Here is an 18,293-nt window from a genome sequence, read left to right on the forward strand (position 1 = left end):
TGCTAATTGCTTGCCGAAATCACTTCGGCAGCTTGTCGTCTACGCCTTCGACGTAGAAGTTCATGCCAAGCAGCGTGCCGTCGTCAGCCTTCTCGCCGGCCTTGAGCCAGGGAGTACCGTCCTGCTTGTTGATCGGGCCGGTGAAGGGATGCAATTCGCCCGACTTGATCTTGGCTTCGGTTTCCTGAGCCATCTTCTTCACGTCATCAGGCATGTTGGTGTAGTCGGCCATCTTGAGGATGCCGTCCTTCAGGCCGTCCCAGCTCTGCTCGGACTTCCAAGTGCCATCAAGCAGCGCGTGAACGCGCTTGGAGTAGTAGTTGCCCCAGGTGTCGACAATTGCCGTCAGCTGAGCCTTCGGACCGGCTGCGATCATGTCGGAGGCCTGACCGAACGCATGAATGCCACGTTCCTCAGCAACCTGCATCGGAGCGGTGGTATCCGTGTGCTGCGTCAGTACGTCGACGCCCTGGTCGACCATGGCTTTGGCGGCATCGGCTTCCTTGCCCGGGTCGAACCAGGTATTCACCCAGATGACCTTCAGCTTGAAGTCGGGATCGATTGAGCGGGCGCCCTGCTCGAAGGCGTTGATGCCCATGACCACTTCCGGAATCGGGAAGGAGGCGATGTAGGCAGCGCCGTGATTTTTCGACGTCTTGGCTGCGATCTGACCGAGGATGTAACGGCCTTCATAGAAGCGCGAGTTGTAGGTCGCGAGATTCGGGCCGGATTTGTAGCCGGTACCATGCTCGAACTTCACGTTCGGGAACTTCGCTGCGACCTTTACGGTGGCGTCCATGAAGCCGAACGACGTCGTGAAGATCAGCTTGCAGCCCGAACGGGCGAGACGCTCGATGGCACGCTCAGCGTCGGGGCCTTCCGGCACGTTCTCAAGGTAAGGCGTGTCGATCTTGTCGCCGAATTCCTTCTGGATCTGCTGGCGACCGAGATCGTGAGCCTGCGAATAGCCGCCATCGGTGTGTGATCCGACATAGACGAAGCAGACTTTGGTCTTGTCCGCAGCCTGCGCCACGGAGCCGAGGCTCAGGACGGCGGCAGCCGATGCGGCAAGTGAAAGTGCTAGTTTTTTCATGATAACCCCTGTTGGTTTGAAGCTTCCGGAAACGCGTCTCATTCTTTTGTCTAGCGCTCCGGCACGAAAGGTTTCCCCAGCGACGCGGGCGTGTTGATCAACGTCGTGCGCCGATTATGAGAAATGATGACAAGAACCACAATAGTCGCTGCATAGGGCAGCATTGACAGGAACTGTGCCGGGATACCGACGCCGAAAGCCTGGGCGTGGAGCTGCAGGATCGTCACAGCGCCAAACAGATAGCCGCCGGCAAAAACCCGCCATGGACGCCAGGATGCGAAGACGACGAGTGCGAGTGTGATCCAACCGCGGCCGGAAGACATGTTCTCCACCCATTGCGGCGTATAGACGAGAGAAAGCTGCGCTCCCGCTAGTCCCGCGCAGGCGCCACCGAACATGACCGCGAGGTAGCGCGTACGGATAACACTGATTCCGAGAGCATGGGCCGAGCCGTGACTATCGCCGATTGCGCGCAGCTTCAGGCCGGTGCGGCTGCGGAACAGGAACCAGCTCACGCCAAACAGCAATGCGAGCGACAGATAAAAGGTCAGGTCCTGACGGAACAGCACAGATCCGATGAGCGGAATGTCGGAAAGGTAAGGGACGATGATTGGCGCTAGGCGAACGCCAGGTACGCTCACATAGCCTTCACCCAGCATTCCCGAAACGCCAAGTCCGAGGATGGTTAGCGCCAAGCCGGTTGCTACTTGGTTGGCAACCAGCGTCAGAGTGAGAAAGCCGAAGAGCAGCGAGAACAGCGCGCCGGCGACAATGCCGCCCAGCAGCCCGATATAGGGAGAGCCGGTCATTTGCGCGCTCGCGAAGGCTGCAACAGCCCCCATGATCATCATGCCTTCGACGCCGAGATTGAGAACGCCGGACCGCTCGGCGACGAGTTCGCCAAGCGCGGCAATGACCAGCGGCGTGGACGCAGTAATGACGGTCAGCAGAATCGCTTCGAAGATGCTCATGCGACGCCTCCCCGGACCCGCGACCAGATGATGCGGATCTTGTAATAGATGAGGGTGTCACACGAGAGCACGAAGAAGAGCAGCAATCCCTGGAAGACGCGGGTCACCTTATCGGACACGCCGAGCGACAGCTGCGCGGCCTCGCCGCCGAGGTAGGTCAGCGCGAGCACAAGGCCGGATGCGACGATACCGAGTGGATTCAGCCGTCCGAGAAACGCGACGATGATCGCCGTGAAGCCATAGCCGGGAGAAATCGCAGGCTGCAGATGTCCGATCGATCCTGAGACCTCCGAAATGCCGGCAAGTCCGGCAAGCGCCCCCGAGAATAGAAAGCTGAACCAGATCATCTTCTTCGACGAAAAGCCGGCGAAGCGTCCTGCCCGTTCGGACTGGCCGAGAACGACGATCTCGAACCCTCTCAGCGTATATTTGAGCATGAACCAAACGAGAAGCGCAGCGACAATCGCAAAAACGAAGGCCCAATGGGCGCGGCCGGATTCTTCCCAGATCGCCGGCAGCGTAGCTTCCGGCGGAAACGGCACGCTTTCTGGAAAGTTGAAGCCCTGAGGATTGCGCCAGGCGCCGCGGATCAGCCAATCGAGGAAGAGCTGTGCGATATAAACGAGCATCAGGCTCGTCAGGATTTCGTTGGTATTGAAATGCGCCTTCAGCAGCGCTGGAATGGCCGCAAACAAAGCGCCGCCGATCGCGCCCATGATGAGCATCAAGGGCAGCACCATCGGCGAATGCCACTCGGTAAACAGGATCGGCAGAACGGAGCCCGTGATCGCACCGATCGTAAACTGTCCCTCGGCGCCGATATTCCAGTTGTTGGAGCGATAGCAGACGGCCAGCCCGACGCCAATCATGATCAGCGGCGCTGCCTTCACCGCAAGTTCATGCAGCGACCAGACTTCCAGCAACGGCTCAAGGAAAAATGCGTCCAGTGCCTCGATCGGGTCCTTGCCTAGAATGGCAAACATGATCGCGCCGGCGAGCAGCGTCAGCAGCAATGCCAGCAAAGGCGACACGAAGCCATATAGCTTCGATGCTTGCGGCCGTTTTTCGAGTTCAATGCGCATTGGCGGTCTCCGACGCGGTCTTGCTTTCGTGCAGACCGCCCATCAAAAGACCAATCTTCTCACGTGACAGTTCTCCCGCCGGGAAAGGTTGTGAAAGCCGCCCCTCAGAAATCACGGCAATCTCCGTTGCGACTTCGAATATTTCGTCAAGGTCCTGGCTGATGACGACGACTGCCGAGCCGTTGCGCGCCAGATCGACTAGTGCCTGACGAATGCGGCTCGCCGCTCCCGCGTCGACGCCCCATGTCGGTTGATTGACGACGAGAACCGCCGGTTGGCGGTCAAGCTCGCGGCCAACGATGAACTTCTGCAGGTTTCCCCCGGAAAGCGAACCTGCCGCCGGGTCCTCGCCGCTCTTGCGCACATCCATCGCGTCGGCGATCCGCTTGGTCGCGGTTTTGACCGCGCCGCGGCGGATCACCTTGAGAAAAGCGCCGCCAAGAAAGGCTCTGCGGTCGGATTGGCTGCGTGCCAGCACGAGATTGTCGGAGAGCTTCATGGCCGAGACGGCCGCGTGGCCGTGGCGTTCTTCCGGCACAAAGCCGGCGCCAAGCAGGCGCCGAGCTGTGATGCCCTGGGTACCGACGGCTTTCTTGCGGATCGTGATCGCGTCCGGCGAACTCACTGGATACTCTCCCGAAAGAGCGTCGAAGAGTTCGCCCTGTCCATTACCGGCAACACCCGCGATCGCCAGGATCTCGCCGGAACGGACGGCCAGAGACACCTCCCTGAGCGGCATTGCGAAGGGAGTGCGTGCGGCAACGGAAAGATTGGTGACCGAAAGCTGCACATCGCCCTTGTTGCCGCGGTCGGGATGCGTAACCGTCGCGACGTCGCTGCCAACCATCATGCGGGCAAGAGAAGCCGGCGTCTCCTGACGCGGATCGCAGGCGCCCGTGACCCTGCCGTTGCGCAGCACGGTCGCGCGATCACAGATGCGCTGAACCTCCTCCAGCCGATGGCTGATGTAGAGGACCGATTTGCCCTCCGCCTTCAGCTTGAAAAGTGTTTCGAAAAGTCTGTCGGCCTCCTGCGGCGTCAGCACCGAAGTCGGCTCGTCAAGGATGATGAGCTTAGGATTTTGCAGCAGCGCGCGCACAATCTCGATGCGCTGGCGTTCGCCGACGGAAAGATCAGCGACGTGGGCATGGGGGTCGAGCGGCAGGCCATAGGCGTGCGAGAGCGCCCTTGCCTCTTCCGCGATCCTGCCGATCGGAATGCTGTCATCGAGCGAAAGCGCGATGTTTTCAGCGACCGTCAACGCCTCGAAGAGCGAGAAATGCTGAAAGACCATGCCGATGCCGAGCTTGCGGGCGTCGCCTGGCGAACCGATCGAAACCGGTTCGCCTTCCCACAGGATGTTGCCCTCGGTCGGCTCGAGCACGCCGAAGAGCATCTTGACGAGCGTCGATTTGCCGGCGCCGTTTTCACCAAGGAGAGCATGGATTTCGCCGGGGGCGATATCGAGGTCGATGTGGTTGCAGGCAGCAAAGCTGCCGAAGAGTTTCGTCAGTTGCTGGACCGACAGTAACGCACCGGAACCCGGCACATCAGATAACGACACGTTCCCCTCATTTCTCTCTGCCGACCGTGCCCGTTCGGGTCATTATGGGATCAGCAGCGTAGTTCCGGTAGTTTTTCTTGATTCCAGATCCATGTGAGCCCGCCCGACGTCACGTAACGGATAGGTTTGGTTGATATTGATACGCACTTTGTTGCTCGAAACAACATCAAATAACGCGTTTGCACAATTGGTTAGCTCTTCGCGTGTGGCGATGTATGTGAAAAGCGTGGGCCGCGTTGCAAAGAGCGATCCTTTCTGTGCGAGCATGGCGAGCGTGAAGTTCTCGATCGGCCCCGAGGACTGGCCGAATGAGACGAACATACCGAGCCGTCTCAGGCAATCCAGCGACTGCGGAAACGTGTCGCGGCCGATCGAGTCATAGACGACGTGGACGCCAGCGCCACCGGTGATTTCGCGCACACGCTCTGCGAAATTCTCGGTATTGTAGTTGATGACGTGATCGTAGCCATGCTCGAGTGCAAAACGCACCTTGCTGTCCGACCCCGCGGTGCCGATCACGGTTGCGCCGAGCGCTTTGGCCCATTGGCCGGCAATGAGACCGACGCCGCCGGCTGCCGCGTGGAATAGAACCGCAGTACCCGGTCCAACCTTGTACGTCCGGTTGAGCAGATATTGCGCGGTCATCCCCTTCAGCATCATCGAGGCTGCAGTTTCGAGGGGAATTCCGTCCGGGACCTTGACGAGGTGCTTCGTTTCGATGTTTCGCTCGACGCTGTAGGCGCCGTCCGAGCCCGCATAGGCGACGCGATCGCCAACCTTGAAATCTTCAACGCCAGGTCCGGCCGCGGTTACGGTGCCGGCCGCTTCCTTGCCCGTCACGAAAGGCAGATGCGGCGCCTTGTAGAGCCCGGTCCGGAAGTAGACATCGATGAAATTGAGGCCGATGGCAGCGTGTTTGATCTGGACTTCTCCTGCACCGGGCGGCGGCAGGTTGACATCGATGTATTCGAGAACTTCGGGTCCGCCGGTCTTGCTGAATGAGACCGCCTGCGTCTTTGCCATCGCCTTCTCCTAATCGCGGCGTCCAAGCGCCGGGAAGAACTGCAGCACGGCGCCGATGCAGTAGAGGTAGATACCGCTGACGATAAAGAGGGCAAGCGCCCATTGCGGGACGGCGAAATGCATCAGAAGCGCATACATTCCCAGTGCCGACCATACGAAGAAGACGCCGAGGTTGAGCGGCCGGAGGCGCTCGACCCGGACGGGGTGGAGAAAATTGATCGGAAGGAAGGTGAGGATGACGGATACGATGACGACGGCAAGTGCTGTAATCGCGCTGGCATCGATCACGAAGAGCGTAAAGACGATCATGTTCCAGACCACCGGGAAGCCCGAGAAGAAGTACTCGTCAGTCTTCATGCCGGTATCAGCGTAGTAGATTGCGCTCGATACGACGATCATGCCTGCCGCCACGAAGGACCATGGTTCGCCGATCATGCCGCTCTGATAGAGCGCAAAGGCTGGCAGTAGGACATAGGTCACATAGTCTATGATATTGTCGAGTGTATCGCCCGACCAGTTTGGCAGCACTTCCTTGACACTGACCTTGCGGGCGATCGGTCCATCAATGCCGTCAACGAGAAGTGCAAGGCCGAGCCACCAGAACATGTCGATGAAACGATGTTCGGCAGCAGCGACCACGCCGAGAAACGCTAGGAAGGAGCCGGACGCCGTCAGAATATGGACCGAAAATGCGCGCATCTCTGCATAAGGTACGCGCTTGTAATTGAAAATCTTCATGTTTCCCCGAGCAGCCTATGGCGTCCACGCCCGGCAGGCGCGGTTTTTGCCTAATATGCATCCTTTGCTTCGCTTCGCCAGCGCAAAAGCGACGAAGCGTCGCAAGGCACCGGAATCCTGATGATGACACGCATATTTCGTGCAAGTTGCTTGAGAAAGAATGGAATACCTTTAATCGCAGCGCTATTTGTAATATCGAGCTGGCATTGAAAACATTGTGCGACGAATACGGGACCCGATACCGAAATGAACGCCCCTGCAAAGACCGAAGACTTCGCCTCCCCGATTCCGGCCGGAGTCTATGCCGAAACCGTGCTTAGCGTGACGCATTATACGGATCGCTTGTTCCGGTTCACGATGACGCGCCCGCAGGGTTTCCGTTTCCGGTCCGGCGAATTCGCGATGATCGGCCTTATGGTTGAAGGTAAGCCGATTTTCCGTGCCTATTCGATCGCAAGCCCCGCCTGGGCCGAAGAGCTCGAATTCTTCTCAATCAAGGTGCCGGACGGCCCGCTGACCTCGCATCTGCAGGCGATCAAGCCTGGCGACCAGGTCCTGATGCGCAAGAAGCCCACGGGCACGCTGGTGCTCGACGCGCTCACACCCGGCCGTCGCCTCTATATGTTCTCGACCGGAACCGGAATCGCCCCCTTCGCGAGCCTGATCCGCGATCCCGAAACCTATGAGAAGTATGAGGAAGTCATCCTCACCCACACGACCCGCGACGTGGCCGAGCTGAAGTACGGCTTCGATCTCGTCGAGGAGATCAAGAGCGACGAACTTCTGCAGGAAGTCGTCGGCGACAAGCTTCGCCACTATGCGACGGTCACCCGCGAGGATTTCGATTATCGCGGCCGCATCACCGATCTTATTGCGTCAGGCAAGCTTTTCACGGATCTCGGTGTTCCGCCGCTCGATCCGTCAATCGATCGTGGCATGATCTGCGGTTCCTCTGCAATGCTGAAGGACACCAAGGATCTGTTGGAAAAAGCCGGCCTCAACGAGGGCGCAAACAGCAAGCCGGCGGAGTTCGTCATCGAACGTGCATTCGTCGGTTAAAGCCGCCACGACACACTTAATTTACGGCCCCTCAATGGGGCCGTTTTCAATTATGGCTGCTGAGATACTTGATCAGTGCGCTCATCGCTTGGCCGGCGTCCTTCGACTTGCCCTGCTGGATGGCCCGCATGACTGCCACGTGCAGCGAGATGGATTGATCCATTCGGTCGGGACTGGTGGACGCTGACCAGAGCCGACGCGAATGGGTCTGAACCGGTCCGAGGGCCGAAGTCATGAAGGCGTTGGGGCAGGCTTCTTCCAATATTTCGTCAAAGGCCTTGTCCGCGGCGAAGAATGCCGCCAGGTCGCCGGTTTCGGCGCATACTTCCATCGCCCGTGCGCATTCGCCCAGCTCCTTGCGCTGCTCTGATGTGGCAAAGTCGGCAGCCAGTGCGGCCGCGATCGGTTCGAGCTCTCGGCGAACCTGCATCACATTCTCATGGTCAGTCGACTTGATCTCGGCCACCTGCAACCCGACACGCGGCTTCACCACTATTAGCCCTTGCCACGCCAGCTTCTGGATTGCCTCGCGTACCGGCGTACGCCCGTGGCCCGCAAGGTCGATCAGGTGCTTCTCAGTGACCAAGGCGCCCGGCTGCAACGTCAGCGTCACGATCGCATGTTCCAGGGTGAGATAGGCAAGGTGACTAAGTGAATTCTGCATTCGCGTATCCGTGGCTTCGGAAAATGTCGGCGGGTCGCGAAGGCGACGGTAAAGTCGATGATATATCAGTGTGCTCTCGAACGGCAAGCTGGCGCCGAGCGTGGATCATTCGAGGGCGGTGGTTCTCCCGCTCAGGGCGTTCCAATCCTTCAGTCAACGGAAATGGTTTGGCTGCGCAGGAGCGGTCAGGCAATAACGCGCAATTCCTAAGAAACATTCAGCCGGATGTTGGCGCGGGCTGTAGGGTATACCCGAACGATTTTGCTCTTCGCTCGAGATTGGTGAGGACGCGTCGACGGTAATTCTCCTCGTAGTGGGAGGCTCCCGGATCGTTGTATTCCATACCGTGCCGCAGGGTATTGTAGAACAAGACGGCGATTTTGCGGGCCGTGGCAGTGACCGCCTTGGCCTTGCCGACGCGTGCCGACAGACGCCGATAGAATGCCCCCAACGCGGTCTGAGTGCGTCCAACCGCAACCGCGGCAAGTCGCAGTAGCGCCGCGGCCCGGCTACCAGATCGTCGGGTCCGTGACGACAACACTTTGCCGCCGGAGATTTTGTTGCTTGGGGAGAGGCACAGCCAGGAGGTGAAGTGCTTGGCATTCGGCCAGGCCGAGAGGTTGGTCCCGCACTCTCCGACCAATTTGAGCGTCAGATAAGGCCCGAGCCCGTGAATCTGAGTGACATCGCAGCCGAGCAAGCCGTACAGGGCGGCGCGAACATCGAAGGCTGGGTCATTGGATTGCTTCTGCGTTGTCCGCACGGTCGGCGGTTTTCCTACAGGGGTGGACGAGGCCTTCCGCAGCCGTTTCAACACAGCCTCGATGCGCACGTCGCAGAGCGCCACTTTGGCTTGGTAGACGTCGTACAACTCCAGCGCCTGGGTCAGGGCAAAGATGTGCTCTTCGCGATCATTGCCGACGAGCGCTTGACGGATCGTCTCCGCAGACGCATGGCAGCGTGGGTCGCGATAGGACGCCAGAACCATCGGGTCGCGCTCACCGGCCACAATCGCACGGATGATGGCCATGCCGGTGACACCGGTGATGTCTGCCACCACGTGGTGGAGCTGCAGATTCATTTGCGTCAGAGCTTTTTGCATGTGCTGGATGTGCGAGGCAGCGTAATCCAGCAAACGTTCACGCTGGCGTAGATAGGCGCGCATGACCGCAACTTCGCCCTTCAGCCGGAAGCTGGCCCTGAGCAATCCATATTCATGCAAACGCTGCAGCCATTGGGCGTCGCTAATATCGGTCTTGCGGCCTGGCACGTGCTTGGCATCACGGGCGTTGACCACTATGACCTCAAAGCCACGCTGATCGAGTATCTCGAAGACCGGAATCCAGTAGACCCCCGTGGACTCCATCGCGACCGTGCGCACGCCACACTTCGTGAGCCAGTCCGCCAACCGATGCAGATCGCCGGTGAAGGTTCCAAAACTGCGCACCGGCTCGGAAGCTTGGTCGGGGCCCACTGCGGCCACGTGCATCGTCGCCCCGATGTCGATTGCAGCAGCATTCAAGTGAGTAGGGGAAATATCCCGCTTGCTGCGAGACTTCTTTGTTCCAGCCATGGCAGGCTCTCCTATTCTCATGTCGAATGGAGAGGCTGGGCTGTGCCAAAGAATCAAATTCCTAAACGGGATCGCCGTAAACGGCGTCACCACTCTCAAGCGCGCAGCAGCCCATGGACCACGTTATGTATCGGGGTTAGACACCACCAAAATTCCGACGGCCTCTCCTCTCCAGCGCCCACTCTAGCACACCGTTTCTATCCGCCGCAGGCGGGACCCCGACCCGCGAATGGTTATGCAGCAAATTCCACCAAGTCTATTTTGATCATTCGCGAAGGTAACCTTTGCGCCACGAGCGGTCGTTACTACGAGAACGAAGAATCTTTGTTCCTGCAGCTTTTACCCGCGCATACTGAATTTCCGGGGCGTCGACAATTTGATGACGATCTCACGCGGCAAAAGTCCGCTTTGGGACACAGGGAGACCCAAGCCTAGTCTCCTTTGACCCCCCAAATTGCCATTGGTGGCGTTGCTAAATAACTCCGCAATAACGCGCCAACACCTCCCCTCCCTGCCCTACGATGCTCTTAGATCCGTTAAATGTCGGGAGCCTAGCCGCGAGGCGGCTGCTCACTCGTGTCTCAGGGCCTCGATCGGGTTGAGTTGTGCCGCGCGGCGTGCCGGGAAGTAGCCGAAGACCATACCGATCGCCGCAGAGAACGCGAACGCCACCGCGATCATCATGGGACTGACCACGAAAGGCACCTTGAGGACGGTCACTGCCCCATAGCCGAGGCCGACCCCCAGCAGGATCCCGGACACGCCACCGAATACCGATAGTGACACCGCCTCGACAAGGAACTGCATCAGGACCTGGTTTTCTAGCGCGCCGATCGCCAGGCGTATGCCGATCTCCCGGGTGCGCTCCGTCACTGACACCAGCATGATGTTCATGATCCCGATCCCGCCGACAAGCAGGCTGATCGCGGCGACCGCTCCCAGCAGGCTGGTCAGCAGCGTGGTGGTGCCCGTCATCGCCTCGGCAATCTGCGTCATGTCATTGACGCTGAAGTCATCTTCGCGGCCGGGGATGATCTTGCGCCGCTCACGGAGCAGGTTTTCGGTTTCGTCCTGAACTTTCGTCGTCGAGACACCGTCGCGCGCCGAAATCACGATCATCTGGACATTGGCGTTCGCTTTGCCGCCGACCCGGCGCTGATAAACCTTGACGGGCATGATGATGACGTCGTCCTGGTCGTTGCCCATTCCGGACTGGCCGCGCTTGGCAAGGACGCCGATGATGCTACACGAAACCTTGCCGACACGAATCTGCTGGCCGGTGGGGTCTGCGGCGCCGAAGAGATGCGAACGCACCGTCTCGCCGAGGATGCAGCGCGGGCGCCCACGTTCCTCTGCCGCGTCGAAGGTGCGACCGATTGCCATGTCCCAGTCCTGGGCGATGAAATAGTCGTTGGTCGTCCCCATCACGGTCGTCGAATGGCTTTGTCCGCCGTAGATCGCCGTTGCTGTCGTCTGATTGAGCGGCGCAGTGGCACGGAGTCCGTTAACCTGATCGCGGATGGCTTCGACGTCCTTGATTGTAAAGCGGCGCGCCTCCGAACTCGCGCGGCCGGGCCCAAACTGACCCGGACGCGCAAACAGCATGTTGGTGCCGAGCCGTGAAAGCTCCGCCGAGACCTGGGCGGTCGTGCCGTTGCCGATCGTTACCAACGCGATGACGGCCGCGACGCCGATGACGACGCCGAGCACGGTGAGGAACGACCGGAGCATGTTTCGGCTGATTGCGCGCAGCGCAAGTTTCAGCGTCTCAAAGAACATGGTCCGCCCTCCCGCGATGCTCGACTTCCGTCTCCAGCCTGCCGTCGATAAAGCGCAGCAGGCGCTGGGCACAGGCAGCAATATCAGGCTCATGCGTGACCATGACGATCGTAATGCCCTGTTCGCGATTCAATCGCGTCATCAAGTCCATGATCTCAACGCTGGTCTTGGTATCGAGATTGCCGGTTGGTTCGTCCGCCAGAAGTAGCGAGGGTTCCGTCACAATCGCCCGGGCAATGGCGACGCGTTGCTGCTGGCCGCCGGACAGCTCCTGCGTCTTGTGATGTTCGCGCCCTGAAAGACCCACAAGTCCGAGCGCCTCCTTGGCTTTGCGGTGACGCTCGCTCGCATGCATGCCGCGGTAGATCAGCGGCAGCTCGACATTTTCCAAAGCCGAGGTGCGCGACAGCAGGTTGAACCCCTGGAACACGAAACCGAGCATATGGCGGCGCAGCAACGTCAGTTGGCTGCGGTCGAAGCCCCGCGTTGACACGCCTTGGAAACTGTAATCGCCGGCGCTCGGCACATCGAGACAGCCAAGAATGTTCATCGCCGTCGATTTGCCCGAACCGGAGGGTCCCATGATGGCGACGAATTCATGCTCCCGGATCGCCAGATCAACCCGATCGAGGGCGCGGATTGCCGCCTCCCCCTGACCATAGATCTTGGAGACCTGCTTGAATTCGATGAGTGGCGGGCTCGTCATCTTGAGCCTCGCCTACTTCGCCTGCGAGGTTGCGTCGGTAATCACGGCATCGTTTTCCTTCAGGTCACCGGAAACGATCTGCGTGAATTGCCCGTCGGAGGACCCCACTTGGATGACCACCCCTGCCGGTTTGCCAGCCTTCAGCACCCATACGCGCCGCTTCGCTCCGGTCAGGGCTTCGCCCTGGTTGCCGGTCCGCGGCCCCATCCGCGGTGGTCTGAACAGGCCGAAGATGCCGCGGCCACGGGGAGATTCGGCAGCAGGGGGCGCATAGCGCAGCGCCGAATTGGGAAGCATCAGGGTATTCTTGACCGCCTCCACGGTGACATCGGCTGTGGCAGTCATGCCGGGACGCAACAACAAGTCGGCATTGTCGACGGAGAGAATCGCCTTGTAGGTTACGACGTTGTTCGTCGTCTCGGACGCAAATCGGATCTGCTTGATCTCAGCCGGAAAGGTCCGATTGGGATAGGCGTCGACCGTGAATGTCGCCTTCTGGCCGACCGCGATCTGGCCGACATCGGCCTCGTCGACGTCGACCTGTAGCTCCATCTTCCTCAAATCGCCAGCAATGACGAATAGCACCGGCGCCGAAAGCGACGCTGCGACCGTGGCGCCCGGCTCGACCGAACGCGTGAGAATCACGCCGTTGATCGGCGAGACGATCTTCGCCTTAGCGAGGTTGACCTCGGCGAGTTGTAGATCGGCTTCCGCCGAGAGCACTGCGGCGACGTTGATGTCCTTCGCGGCGACCGCGGAATCGAACTTGTAGCGCGCATCTTCGAGGCTCTGCTGCGTCGAAACGTTGCTTTGAACCAGGTTACGAAAGCGTTGGAAAGAACTCTGGGCCGACTCAAGGTCGGCCGTTGCCTTCACCACGTTCGCTTTGGCCGAATCGAGCTTCGCCCGCGAACTCTTTACGTCGGCCTCGAGCTTGTTCGTATCGAGAGCAGCAAGAACCTCGCCAGCCTTGACTTCGCTATTATAGTCGACGTTGACGTCGCGAACCGTGCCGGACAGCTCGCTTGATATATCCACCTGTTCTGTCGGCTGCACCGATCCCGTTGCCGTCACCAGCACGGTTAGATCGCCGCGCTTGATCGGCTGCGTGGCATAGCTGTAGGGGTTTTCTTCTCGCCGCGAATAAAAGTAGGCGGCAGCACCAGCGGCAAGAATCAGCAGAAGCAATACCAATAAGCGACCGCGCCAACGGCCTTTGGACTGTTTGCGTGAGGCCGCAAGAACGGCGGCCAGGTCGGCGCTCGCCTTTGTCGGCTTGGTTTCGTGCATATCCTTGAAGTCGTTCATTCCGGCCTCGACCAACATGCTGCCAATGCAGCCGTCAGCAAGATGAGCATGTCGAAGCTGAACGGCGGATTAGCATCGGCCCGGATTGGCACGAAATGGCGGTGGAATGAAATGAAATCTTGGTAATGAGAGTTCAGTTTTTCGTAGGATCCACGGCATCGAAGGCATCCGCTTCGTATTGCCCGGCGCGCCCTCTATTGGGTGCAGCCAGGTTTCGCGTCGCTTGATCCAAATCTCTTGAATCGGCTGGAGATCGCTCGGAGCGTCGTCCAGCGAACCAATTCGGACCTCTGCAAACCTATCGCTAAGGCAGAAGAGACGTCCGCCACATCGCGGACAAAAGCTGCGACCCGCGTAGGTGGATGTTTCGCCTGATTGACAGAACGATGATCTCGGCCAAACTGCAAAGGCGACGAAAACGGATCCGCTCGACTTGCGGCGGTCGCTATAGTGGCACAGTCCGACGCGGAGTGGTTCGCCTCTAACCGTGTAGCGCGCCGCGCCGCAAAGGCAGCCTCCACTGCGGATGCGCGTTGATAAAGTCATCAGTGAGCCGGCATGCGACGCTTGGCGGCCATCAGCAGATCGAGCTCTGTGGCAGATGGCCCGAATTTCTCATAGAGCCGCTTTGCTTCGGTTTCCTCCAGGCGATATTTCCTGGCAAACTCACCGAGACTATAAGGCCGCCCGCGCAACACTTTTCGGGTCGTCGGCGTCGATGTAGTCACGCTGGTCATTCGCATTCTCCTTGGTTGCACAAGGGGCTAGCTAGAGCGTCGCGTGACTTTGTGAAGTGTTGAACGGTCATCCGAAAGGCTTGATTCAATTAATTTTTTTTTGGGAACCTTCTGCCCCCTCGCGCATTTATAAAGCGAGATTGTGAGCCGCGCCAAGCGGACGCGGCGGCGTGAAAGAATGCCCGGATTTTTCCGCTTTCCCGGGTGGCCAACGAAATGGCACTCGAGCTTTCGCCCGTCCGGTTCATGATCTCGTTTCCCCCAACTTTGACAAAGCGCCTTCGGGCGCTTTTCTTTTATGGTCCTTGCAAAATGTTGGGCTCGCGCCATCAGGATGATAGCCGCAGCTTGGTCGATGGAAATGAAGCCTGCATAGGCTGGCGGGCTGCCTTTTCAGGCCCAGGCGCAAGAAATGTGCCTAATGCACAGGGAACGATGATTTTTTGGTTGACCGCAATGGGGCGCCTGCATATGTTCCGCGCACTTCCAGCCGGGCGAACAGCTCGGCAACAGGGAGAGCGTAGCTCAGCTGGTAGAGCAACTGACTTTTAATCAGTAGGTCTCGGGTTCGAACCCCGACGCTCTCACCAATAAAATCAATGGCTTATCAAATGTTTCGGGTTCGGCTTCCGTGTTGTGTCGCGACGCCGACGGTGAGATGGGTCGGTCTTTTTGCATTTGGCATTGGGTGAGAAAAGCCGCCGGAATTCGCGCCGACACCTGGCGTTAGTCCGGCGTCGAGACCCCTTCCCCTCCGCCGGGTCTGGTCCTCAGACGAAGGAAACTTTCTGCAGATTTTTGGGTTTTGTTGACGCAATCACTCTGACAGGTTGTTGCGCGTTGGCTTCATGCCCTCTCGGCGCCAGCACAAGAAGGCTCGAACGCTCCCAGCGCCGGGACCCTTTGCCATTGCTCGGTTTTTCTCGGAAACGTCCGGGGGGCATTATAGCTTCGGCCGTTCGTCGATATTCGCGTTCATCAAAGGCGCGAGGATCTTTTCGATCGTTTCGATGCGCTCCTTGCGCCGCTCGAGCCATTTATTGCGACCGCGCTTCTCGTGGGCCTTGGCCTGCCGGCTTGCCTGCAGTTGCTCGATGTAGACTGCATCGGTCTTTGCGTTTGAAAGCCGATCGAAGATCCAACAAAACGAAGGGGGAAGTTCGCCAACCTGATATTGCGGGCTCTCGCTTGCGCGATCCTCATCAAGAATTTCTTGGAGGACAATTTGATCCCATATCTCAGGATCCTGGTCGCACCGTTCTTTCCATACTTCCAATAGGCGCAGTGTCGCCGGCGTGTCATGCAGTAGGATAGTTGCTGAAATCAGCCGGTCCGCCTCGCGATAAACCGCTAGATCACAGCTGAATGTCGTCATAATCGGCCAAGGATCTCGATGAAAAACAGCGTCCACATCAACATAAAGCAATGGGCCGCGATGCTCCCGTCGCGCCTCTAGGAGAAACGTCGGCTTGAGCGCTGCGTTGCGCACCCAACTGCCGGTACTGTCCACGACAGTGGTGTGAACGAGCAACCCAAGGCGCTTGGCGGATGCTACCATCCGTGCGGCTTCATGCTCATAGAACGTATTGGAAGTATAAAATCCGACAATCTTCCCGTGGGCGTTCGGCGATATTATGATTTGCGAATCTATCGGGAACGGTACGACGTGATTACGATACTTAGATTCGGATGCGCTGAAGAAATCGAAGAATCGATAAAGTAACTTGGAGCTCATTTTTGTGCGGAAATCCATTAAACTCGGCGGGAAGGCACCTGTAATTTGCCCGCCTACCGTGATCGCGTGATGCCCGCAATCCAATTTTGCTTTGTCGAAGGAGCGCCGTAGATATTATATGTCGCTGTAGCGCCTTTACCACGTACCGCCTTTTTGCTGGGCGATCAGCCAGGGGGGGCGGCATTGGCTTCACCGGCCGGCGCGCGTCTGATGTAGGCAAATGGTGGGTCTATCGATAAATCCGCACTTCAAAGATGTGAAATGCGATGAAACGATCCTCACCTGATTTCAAGCCGTTCGAACCCGACGCTCCACGAAATCAAGCTCTTTCTGGCGCGTGCGAGCGCTATTCATCGCACCGGCCGTGGCGGCTGCAGGTATGGCAGTCTTCTCTGCGGGCACGTGCTGGTTTCCCTATAGCTACCTGTCCGCAGATTGCTTCGTGTCCTTGCCCCATTACCAATGTGACGTGTGACGCATTATCAATGTGACGTCGCCTTCCGGCTGGCCAACAACAGAATGTAGTCATCCGCCGCATCCGCTATTGCCATCGCCACTTCCGCAGGCGCCCACCCCTTTTGCTGCGCATCGCGGATGATCTGATGGAGTGCGGGTTCAACATCGGCACGGCAATCGAGCAGACGTTGATCATGGGTGGCGTCATCACGAACCGACTGTAGATTGATCATAGCTGGAACCCCTCTCATGTGAAGGAAGCTACCATGACATAGATTGCAGGTTGAGCAAGCAAATGCTTAAGGAAAGCCTCAAATTCGTTGAGAATGAGCTTTTTCGATTACATAAGCGGCGTCGGCAAAACGATTCACGGCATAATCAACCATCAAATCCATCACCAGAGCGTCTTTGATCTTGCGAGCCGCGTGCCGACGACAAGGCCCGGGCACTCGTCTTCGGGAACAAAACTGATCGCATATTGGTATTATTATTACACAGCTGATAAGGCACAAACTATGACAATTGGTATGCATGTCGACGTGATCGTTGAAATGTGATGGCCCTCTCGACGCAATATTCATCTCGCAAATGCAGTTGAAGATGTCTGCCTCACGAAATGTGTGCCCTGTGGAGGCATCGCATCCGTCCTACGGGAACTCTTCAGGGCTTCTCACGGCATACTCGACACAGCGTCGAGTGTTTTAAGAAAAACGCCCAGTAGTTGCATTTTTCGCTAGTGGACGGAGCGTCGTCGTCCGGCATCATTGGGGTGGGCGAAGTTTGAAGTGGACGTGAGGCAGGCTGGATTGGTTCGTCTGCCGTCGCGCTTGTTTTCGGGCGAACACATTTGCGTTGCGTAACCAAATGGATCGCCTATCTTTCTTGTGGGAGAATCGAGTCTGAGTGCCGGCATTGACATATACGCCACCATTTGCGCTGCGAACCTATCCTACATTGCCAAATCACATGTCTCTCCCGCGCACCGCCTGGCTATTATAGCAGGGCCTCAATTTCTGCCTCGAGCGCTGACTTCGTTGTTTCTCTGGAAGGAAAATCATATGGAAGACGCAGGCGTAGGTTGGGTAGCTGCTATCATAATCGGGGGCATTGCCGGGTGGCTCGCGGAAAAGTTCATGAACAGCAACATGGGGCTGTTGATGAATATCATTCTCGGCATCGTGGGCGCGATCGTCGCAAATGCCATACTCTCAGGATTGGGCATCGCGCTCGCTGGCTGGCTCGGCTATCTGATCGCCGGCTTTGTCGGCGCCTGCCTGCTCATCGCTGTTGGCCGGATCATTCGTCGCTAGGCAGTAACGCAAAATCAAAAGCCGGGCGTCAGCACGCCCGGCCCTCCTCTCGTCAAATGCCGATCGATTTTATCGACGGCTCATCAATCCGAAAAGATAAGCGACGCCGGCTGTCACGGCGAGCGCGAAGATAGGCTCCTCCCTTACCTTGTCGCGCAGGCGTTCCGTCATGACCGAAGCTTCATCGGCGACGGCGGTCTTGGCGCCGTGTCCAAGCGCCACAACGCTTTCGGACAGGCGTGCAAGGTCTTCGCGCAATGCTGCGACCTGTGCGGAAAGATCGTCTGCCGCGATCTCCGCCTTCACACGCGCGGTTGCGGACTGGGCGGAGGCGGTTTTCATATCGGCCATGGTCTGCTCCTCTTTTTCCGGATGCTGTTCAACGAATTAGCCCTGGGAAAGGTTCCGATATCCGGTGTCCTTTGCTGCGCAAGGCGCTTCTGTGTGGTTGCAGATATAGCGCAGATGTTTTCGCGCGATAACCCTTCATTTCCT

18 protein-coding genes and 1 tRNA gene are annotated in these 18,293 nt (G+C 58.4%); 3 read left to right on the plus strand and 16 right to left on the minus strand.

The window, feature by feature from the left end:
* Positions 1 to 19: 19 nt before the first annotated feature.
* The 6 genes from ACSQ9D_RS07495 to pcsA are packed head-to-tail and all read right to left on the minus strand — an operon-like array spanning position 20 to position 6,471.
* Positions 20 to 1,093: a BMP family ABC transporter substrate-binding protein gene (locus ACSQ9D_RS07495; RefSeq protein ID WP_436281709.1), complete on the minus strand. Its 1,074-nt coding sequence runs from the start codon at positions 1,091 to 1,093 to the stop codon at positions 20 to 22.
* A 50-nt stretch (positions 1,094 to 1,143) separates the two neighbouring features.
* A complete protein-coding gene (locus ACSQ9D_RS07500) occupies positions 1,144 to 2,064 on the minus strand; it encodes an ABC transporter permease (RefSeq protein ID WP_037121942.1) in 921 nt (306 codons plus the stop codon).
* Entirely contained in the window at positions 2,061 to 3,146 is a 1,086-nt protein-coding gene (locus ACSQ9D_RS07505; RefSeq protein WP_436281710.1) for an ABC transporter permease, read from the minus strand. Before ACSQ9D_RS07505 ends, ACSQ9D_RS07500 begins: the two co-directional genes overlap by 4 nt.
* On the minus strand, positions 3,136 to 4,710 hold the full coding sequence (locus ACSQ9D_RS07510; protein WP_436281711.1) for an ABC transporter ATP-binding protein: 1,575 nt from the start codon (positions 4,708 to 4,710) through the stop codon (positions 3,136 to 3,138). The genes ACSQ9D_RS07505 and ACSQ9D_RS07510 overlap by 11 nt, the downstream gene beginning before the upstream one ends.
* A gap of 42 nt (positions 4,711 to 4,752) precedes the next feature.
* Positions 4,753 to 5,733, minus strand: coding sequence for a quinone oxidoreductase family protein (locus tag ACSQ9D_RS07515; protein WP_436281712.1), 981 nt, complete (start codon positions 5,731 to 5,733; stop codon positions 4,753 to 4,755).
* Positions 5,734 to 5,742: 9 nt separating this feature from the next.
* Positions 5,743 to 6,471: a phosphatidylcholine synthase gene (pcsA, locus tag ACSQ9D_RS07520; RefSeq protein WP_436281713.1), complete on the minus strand. Its 729-nt coding sequence runs from the start codon at positions 6,469 to 6,471 to the stop codon at positions 5,743 to 5,745.
* A 246-nt stretch (positions 6,472 to 6,717) separates the two neighbouring features.
* On the opposite strand from pcsA, the gene ACSQ9D_RS07525 reads away from it, so the two are divergent.
* Complete coding sequence (locus ACSQ9D_RS07525; protein WP_436281714.1) at positions 6,718 to 7,530, plus strand: ferredoxin--NADP reductase; 813 nt, start codon at positions 6,718 to 6,720, stop codon at positions 7,528 to 7,530.
* Positions 7,531 to 7,576: 46 nt separating this feature from the next.
* Here the strand turns inward: ACSQ9D_RS07525 and ACSQ9D_RS07530 are convergent, their stop codons facing one another.
* From ACSQ9D_RS07530 to ACSQ9D_RS07560, 7 genes are all read right to left on the minus strand, one after another.
* Positions 7,577 to 8,194, minus strand: a complete 618-nt coding sequence (locus ACSQ9D_RS07530; RefSeq protein ID WP_436281715.1) for a GntR family transcriptional regulator — start codon at positions 8,192 to 8,194, stop codon at positions 7,577 to 7,579.
* A gap of 217 nt (positions 8,195 to 8,411) precedes the next feature.
* Positions 8,412 to 9,767 (minus strand): IS110 family transposase, encoded by a 1,356-nt coding sequence (locus tag ACSQ9D_RS07535; protein WP_436281716.1) that lies wholly within the window; start codon positions 9,765 to 9,767, stop codon positions 8,412 to 8,414.
* Between the two features lie 570 nt (positions 9,768 to 10,337).
* Entirely contained in the window at positions 10,338 to 11,546 is a 1,209-nt protein-coding gene (locus tag ACSQ9D_RS07540; RefSeq protein ID WP_436281717.1) for an ABC transporter permease, read from the minus strand.
* Positions 11,536 to 12,252, minus strand: a complete 717-nt coding sequence (locus ACSQ9D_RS07545) for an ABC transporter ATP-binding protein (RefSeq protein ID WP_436281718.1) — start codon at positions 12,250 to 12,252, stop codon at positions 11,536 to 11,538. The genes ACSQ9D_RS07540 and ACSQ9D_RS07545 overlap by 11 nt, the downstream gene beginning before the upstream one ends.
* 12 nt (positions 12,253 to 12,264) lie before the next feature.
* Entirely contained in the window at positions 12,265 to 13,560 is a 1,296-nt protein-coding gene (locus tag ACSQ9D_RS07550; protein ID WP_436281719.1) for an efflux RND transporter periplasmic adaptor subunit, read from the minus strand.
* A 69-nt stretch (positions 13,561 to 13,629) separates the two neighbouring features.
* Positions 13,630 to 14,106: a GFA family protein gene (locus ACSQ9D_RS07555; protein WP_436281720.1), complete on the minus strand. Its 477-nt coding sequence runs from the start codon at positions 14,104 to 14,106 to the stop codon at positions 13,630 to 13,632.
* Complete coding sequence (locus ACSQ9D_RS07560; RefSeq protein ID WP_024314839.1) at positions 14,106 to 14,297, minus strand: hypothetical protein; 192 nt, start codon at positions 14,295 to 14,297, stop codon at positions 14,106 to 14,108. The genes ACSQ9D_RS07555 and ACSQ9D_RS07560 overlap by 1 nt, the downstream gene beginning before the upstream one ends.
* A 514-nt stretch (positions 14,298 to 14,811) precedes the next feature.
* Here ACSQ9D_RS07560 and ACSQ9D_RS07565 point away from each other — a divergent pair.
* Positions 14,812 to 14,887, plus strand: a tRNA-Lys gene (locus ACSQ9D_RS07565).
* Positions 14,888 to 15,240: 353 nt separating this feature from the next.
* Here the strand turns inward: ACSQ9D_RS07565 and ACSQ9D_RS07570 are convergent.
* On the minus strand, positions 15,241 to 16,032 hold the full coding sequence (locus tag ACSQ9D_RS07570) for a putative nucleotide-diphospho-sugar transferase (protein WP_436281721.1): 792 nt from the start codon (positions 16,030 to 16,032) through the stop codon (positions 15,241 to 15,243).
* Positions 16,033 to 16,514: 482 nt separating this feature from the next.
* Positions 16,515 to 16,721, minus strand: a complete 207-nt coding sequence (locus ACSQ9D_RS07575) for a hypothetical protein (protein WP_024314837.1) — start codon at positions 16,719 to 16,721, stop codon at positions 16,515 to 16,517.
* Between the two features lie 825 nt (positions 16,722 to 17,546).
* Here ACSQ9D_RS07575 and ACSQ9D_RS07580 point away from each other — a divergent pair.
* Positions 17,547 to 17,798, plus strand: coding sequence for a GlsB/YeaQ/YmgE family stress response membrane protein (locus tag ACSQ9D_RS07580; RefSeq protein ID WP_037121968.1), 252 nt, complete (start codon positions 17,547 to 17,549; stop codon positions 17,796 to 17,798).
* Positions 17,799 to 17,867: 69 nt separating this feature from the next.
* On the opposite strand, the gene ACSQ9D_RS07585 is transcribed toward ACSQ9D_RS07580, so the two are convergent.
* Positions 17,868 to 18,149, minus strand: coding sequence for a hypothetical protein (locus ACSQ9D_RS07585; protein WP_007793703.1), 282 nt, complete (start codon positions 18,147 to 18,149; stop codon positions 17,868 to 17,870).
* Between the last annotated feature and the right edge of the window lie 144 nt (positions 18,150 to 18,293).

It is taken from the genome of Rhizobium sp. LjRoot258 (assembly GCF_964254185.1).
GTDB lineage: Bacteria > Pseudomonadota > Alphaproteobacteria > Rhizobiales > Rhizobiaceae > Rhizobium.

Bases quoted from the DNA above. Each gene is read 5' to 3' on its own strand.
- ACSQ9D_RS07495 (WP_436281709.1), bottom strand. From the start codon at position 1,093: ATGAAAAAACTAGCACTTTCACTTGCCGCATCGGCTGCCGCCGTCCTG.
- ACSQ9D_RS07500 (WP_037121942.1), bottom strand. From the start codon at position 2,064: ATGAGCATCTTCGAAGCGATTCTGCTGACCGTCATTACTGCGTCCACG.
- ACSQ9D_RS07505 (WP_436281710.1), bottom strand. From the start codon at position 3,146: ATGCGCATTGAACTCGAAAAACGGCCGCAAGCATCGAAGCTATATGGC.
- ACSQ9D_RS07515 (WP_436281712.1), bottom strand. From the start codon at position 5,733: ATGGCAAAGACGCAGGCGGTCTCATTCAGCAAGACCGGCGGACCCGAA.
- pcsA (WP_436281713.1), bottom strand. From the start codon at position 6,471: ATGAAGATTTTCAATTACAAGCGCGTACCTTATGCAGAGATGCGCGCA.
- ACSQ9D_RS07525 (WP_436281714.1), top strand. From the start codon at position 6,718: ATGAACGCCCCTGCAAAGACCGAAGACTTCGCCTCCCCGATTCCGGCC.
- ACSQ9D_RS07530 (WP_436281715.1), bottom strand. From the start codon at position 8,194: ATGCAGAATTCACTTAGTCACCTTGCCTATCTCACCCTGGAACATGCG.
- ACSQ9D_RS07535 (WP_436281716.1), bottom strand. From the start codon at position 9,767: ATGGCTGGAACAAAGAAGTCTCGCAGCAAGCGGGATATTTCCCCTACT.
- ACSQ9D_RS07540 (WP_436281717.1), bottom strand. From the start codon at position 11,546: ATGTTCTTTGAGACGCTGAAACTTGCGCTGCGCGCAATCAGCCGAAAC.
- ACSQ9D_RS07545 (WP_436281718.1), bottom strand. From the start codon at position 12,252: ATGACGAGCCCGCCACTCATCGAATTCAAGCAGGTCTCCAAGATCTAT.
- ACSQ9D_RS07550 (WP_436281719.1), bottom strand. From the start codon at position 13,560: ATGAACGACTTCAAGGATATGCACGAAACCAAGCCGACAAAGGCGAGC.
- ACSQ9D_RS07555 (WP_436281720.1), bottom strand. From the start codon at position 14,106: ATGACTTTATCAACGCGCATCCGCAGTGGAGGCTGCCTTTGCGGCGCG.
- ACSQ9D_RS07560 (WP_024314839.1), bottom strand. From the start codon at position 14,297: ATGACCAGCGTGACTACATCGACGCCGACGACCCGAAAAGTGTTGCGC.
- ACSQ9D_RS07570 (WP_436281721.1), bottom strand. From the start codon at position 16,032: ATGAGCTCCAAGTTACTTTATCGATTCTTCGATTTCTTCAGCGCATCC.
- ACSQ9D_RS07575 (WP_024314837.1), bottom strand. From the start codon at position 16,721: ATGATCAATCTACAGTCGGTTCGTGATGACGCCACCCATGATCAACGT.
- ACSQ9D_RS07580 (WP_037121968.1), top strand. From the start codon at position 17,547: ATGGAAGACGCAGGCGTAGGTTGGGTAGCTGCTATCATAATCGGGGGC.
- ACSQ9D_RS07585 (WP_007793703.1), bottom strand. From the start codon at position 18,149: ATGGCCGATATGAAAACCGCCTCCGCCCAGTCCGCAACCGCGCGTGTG.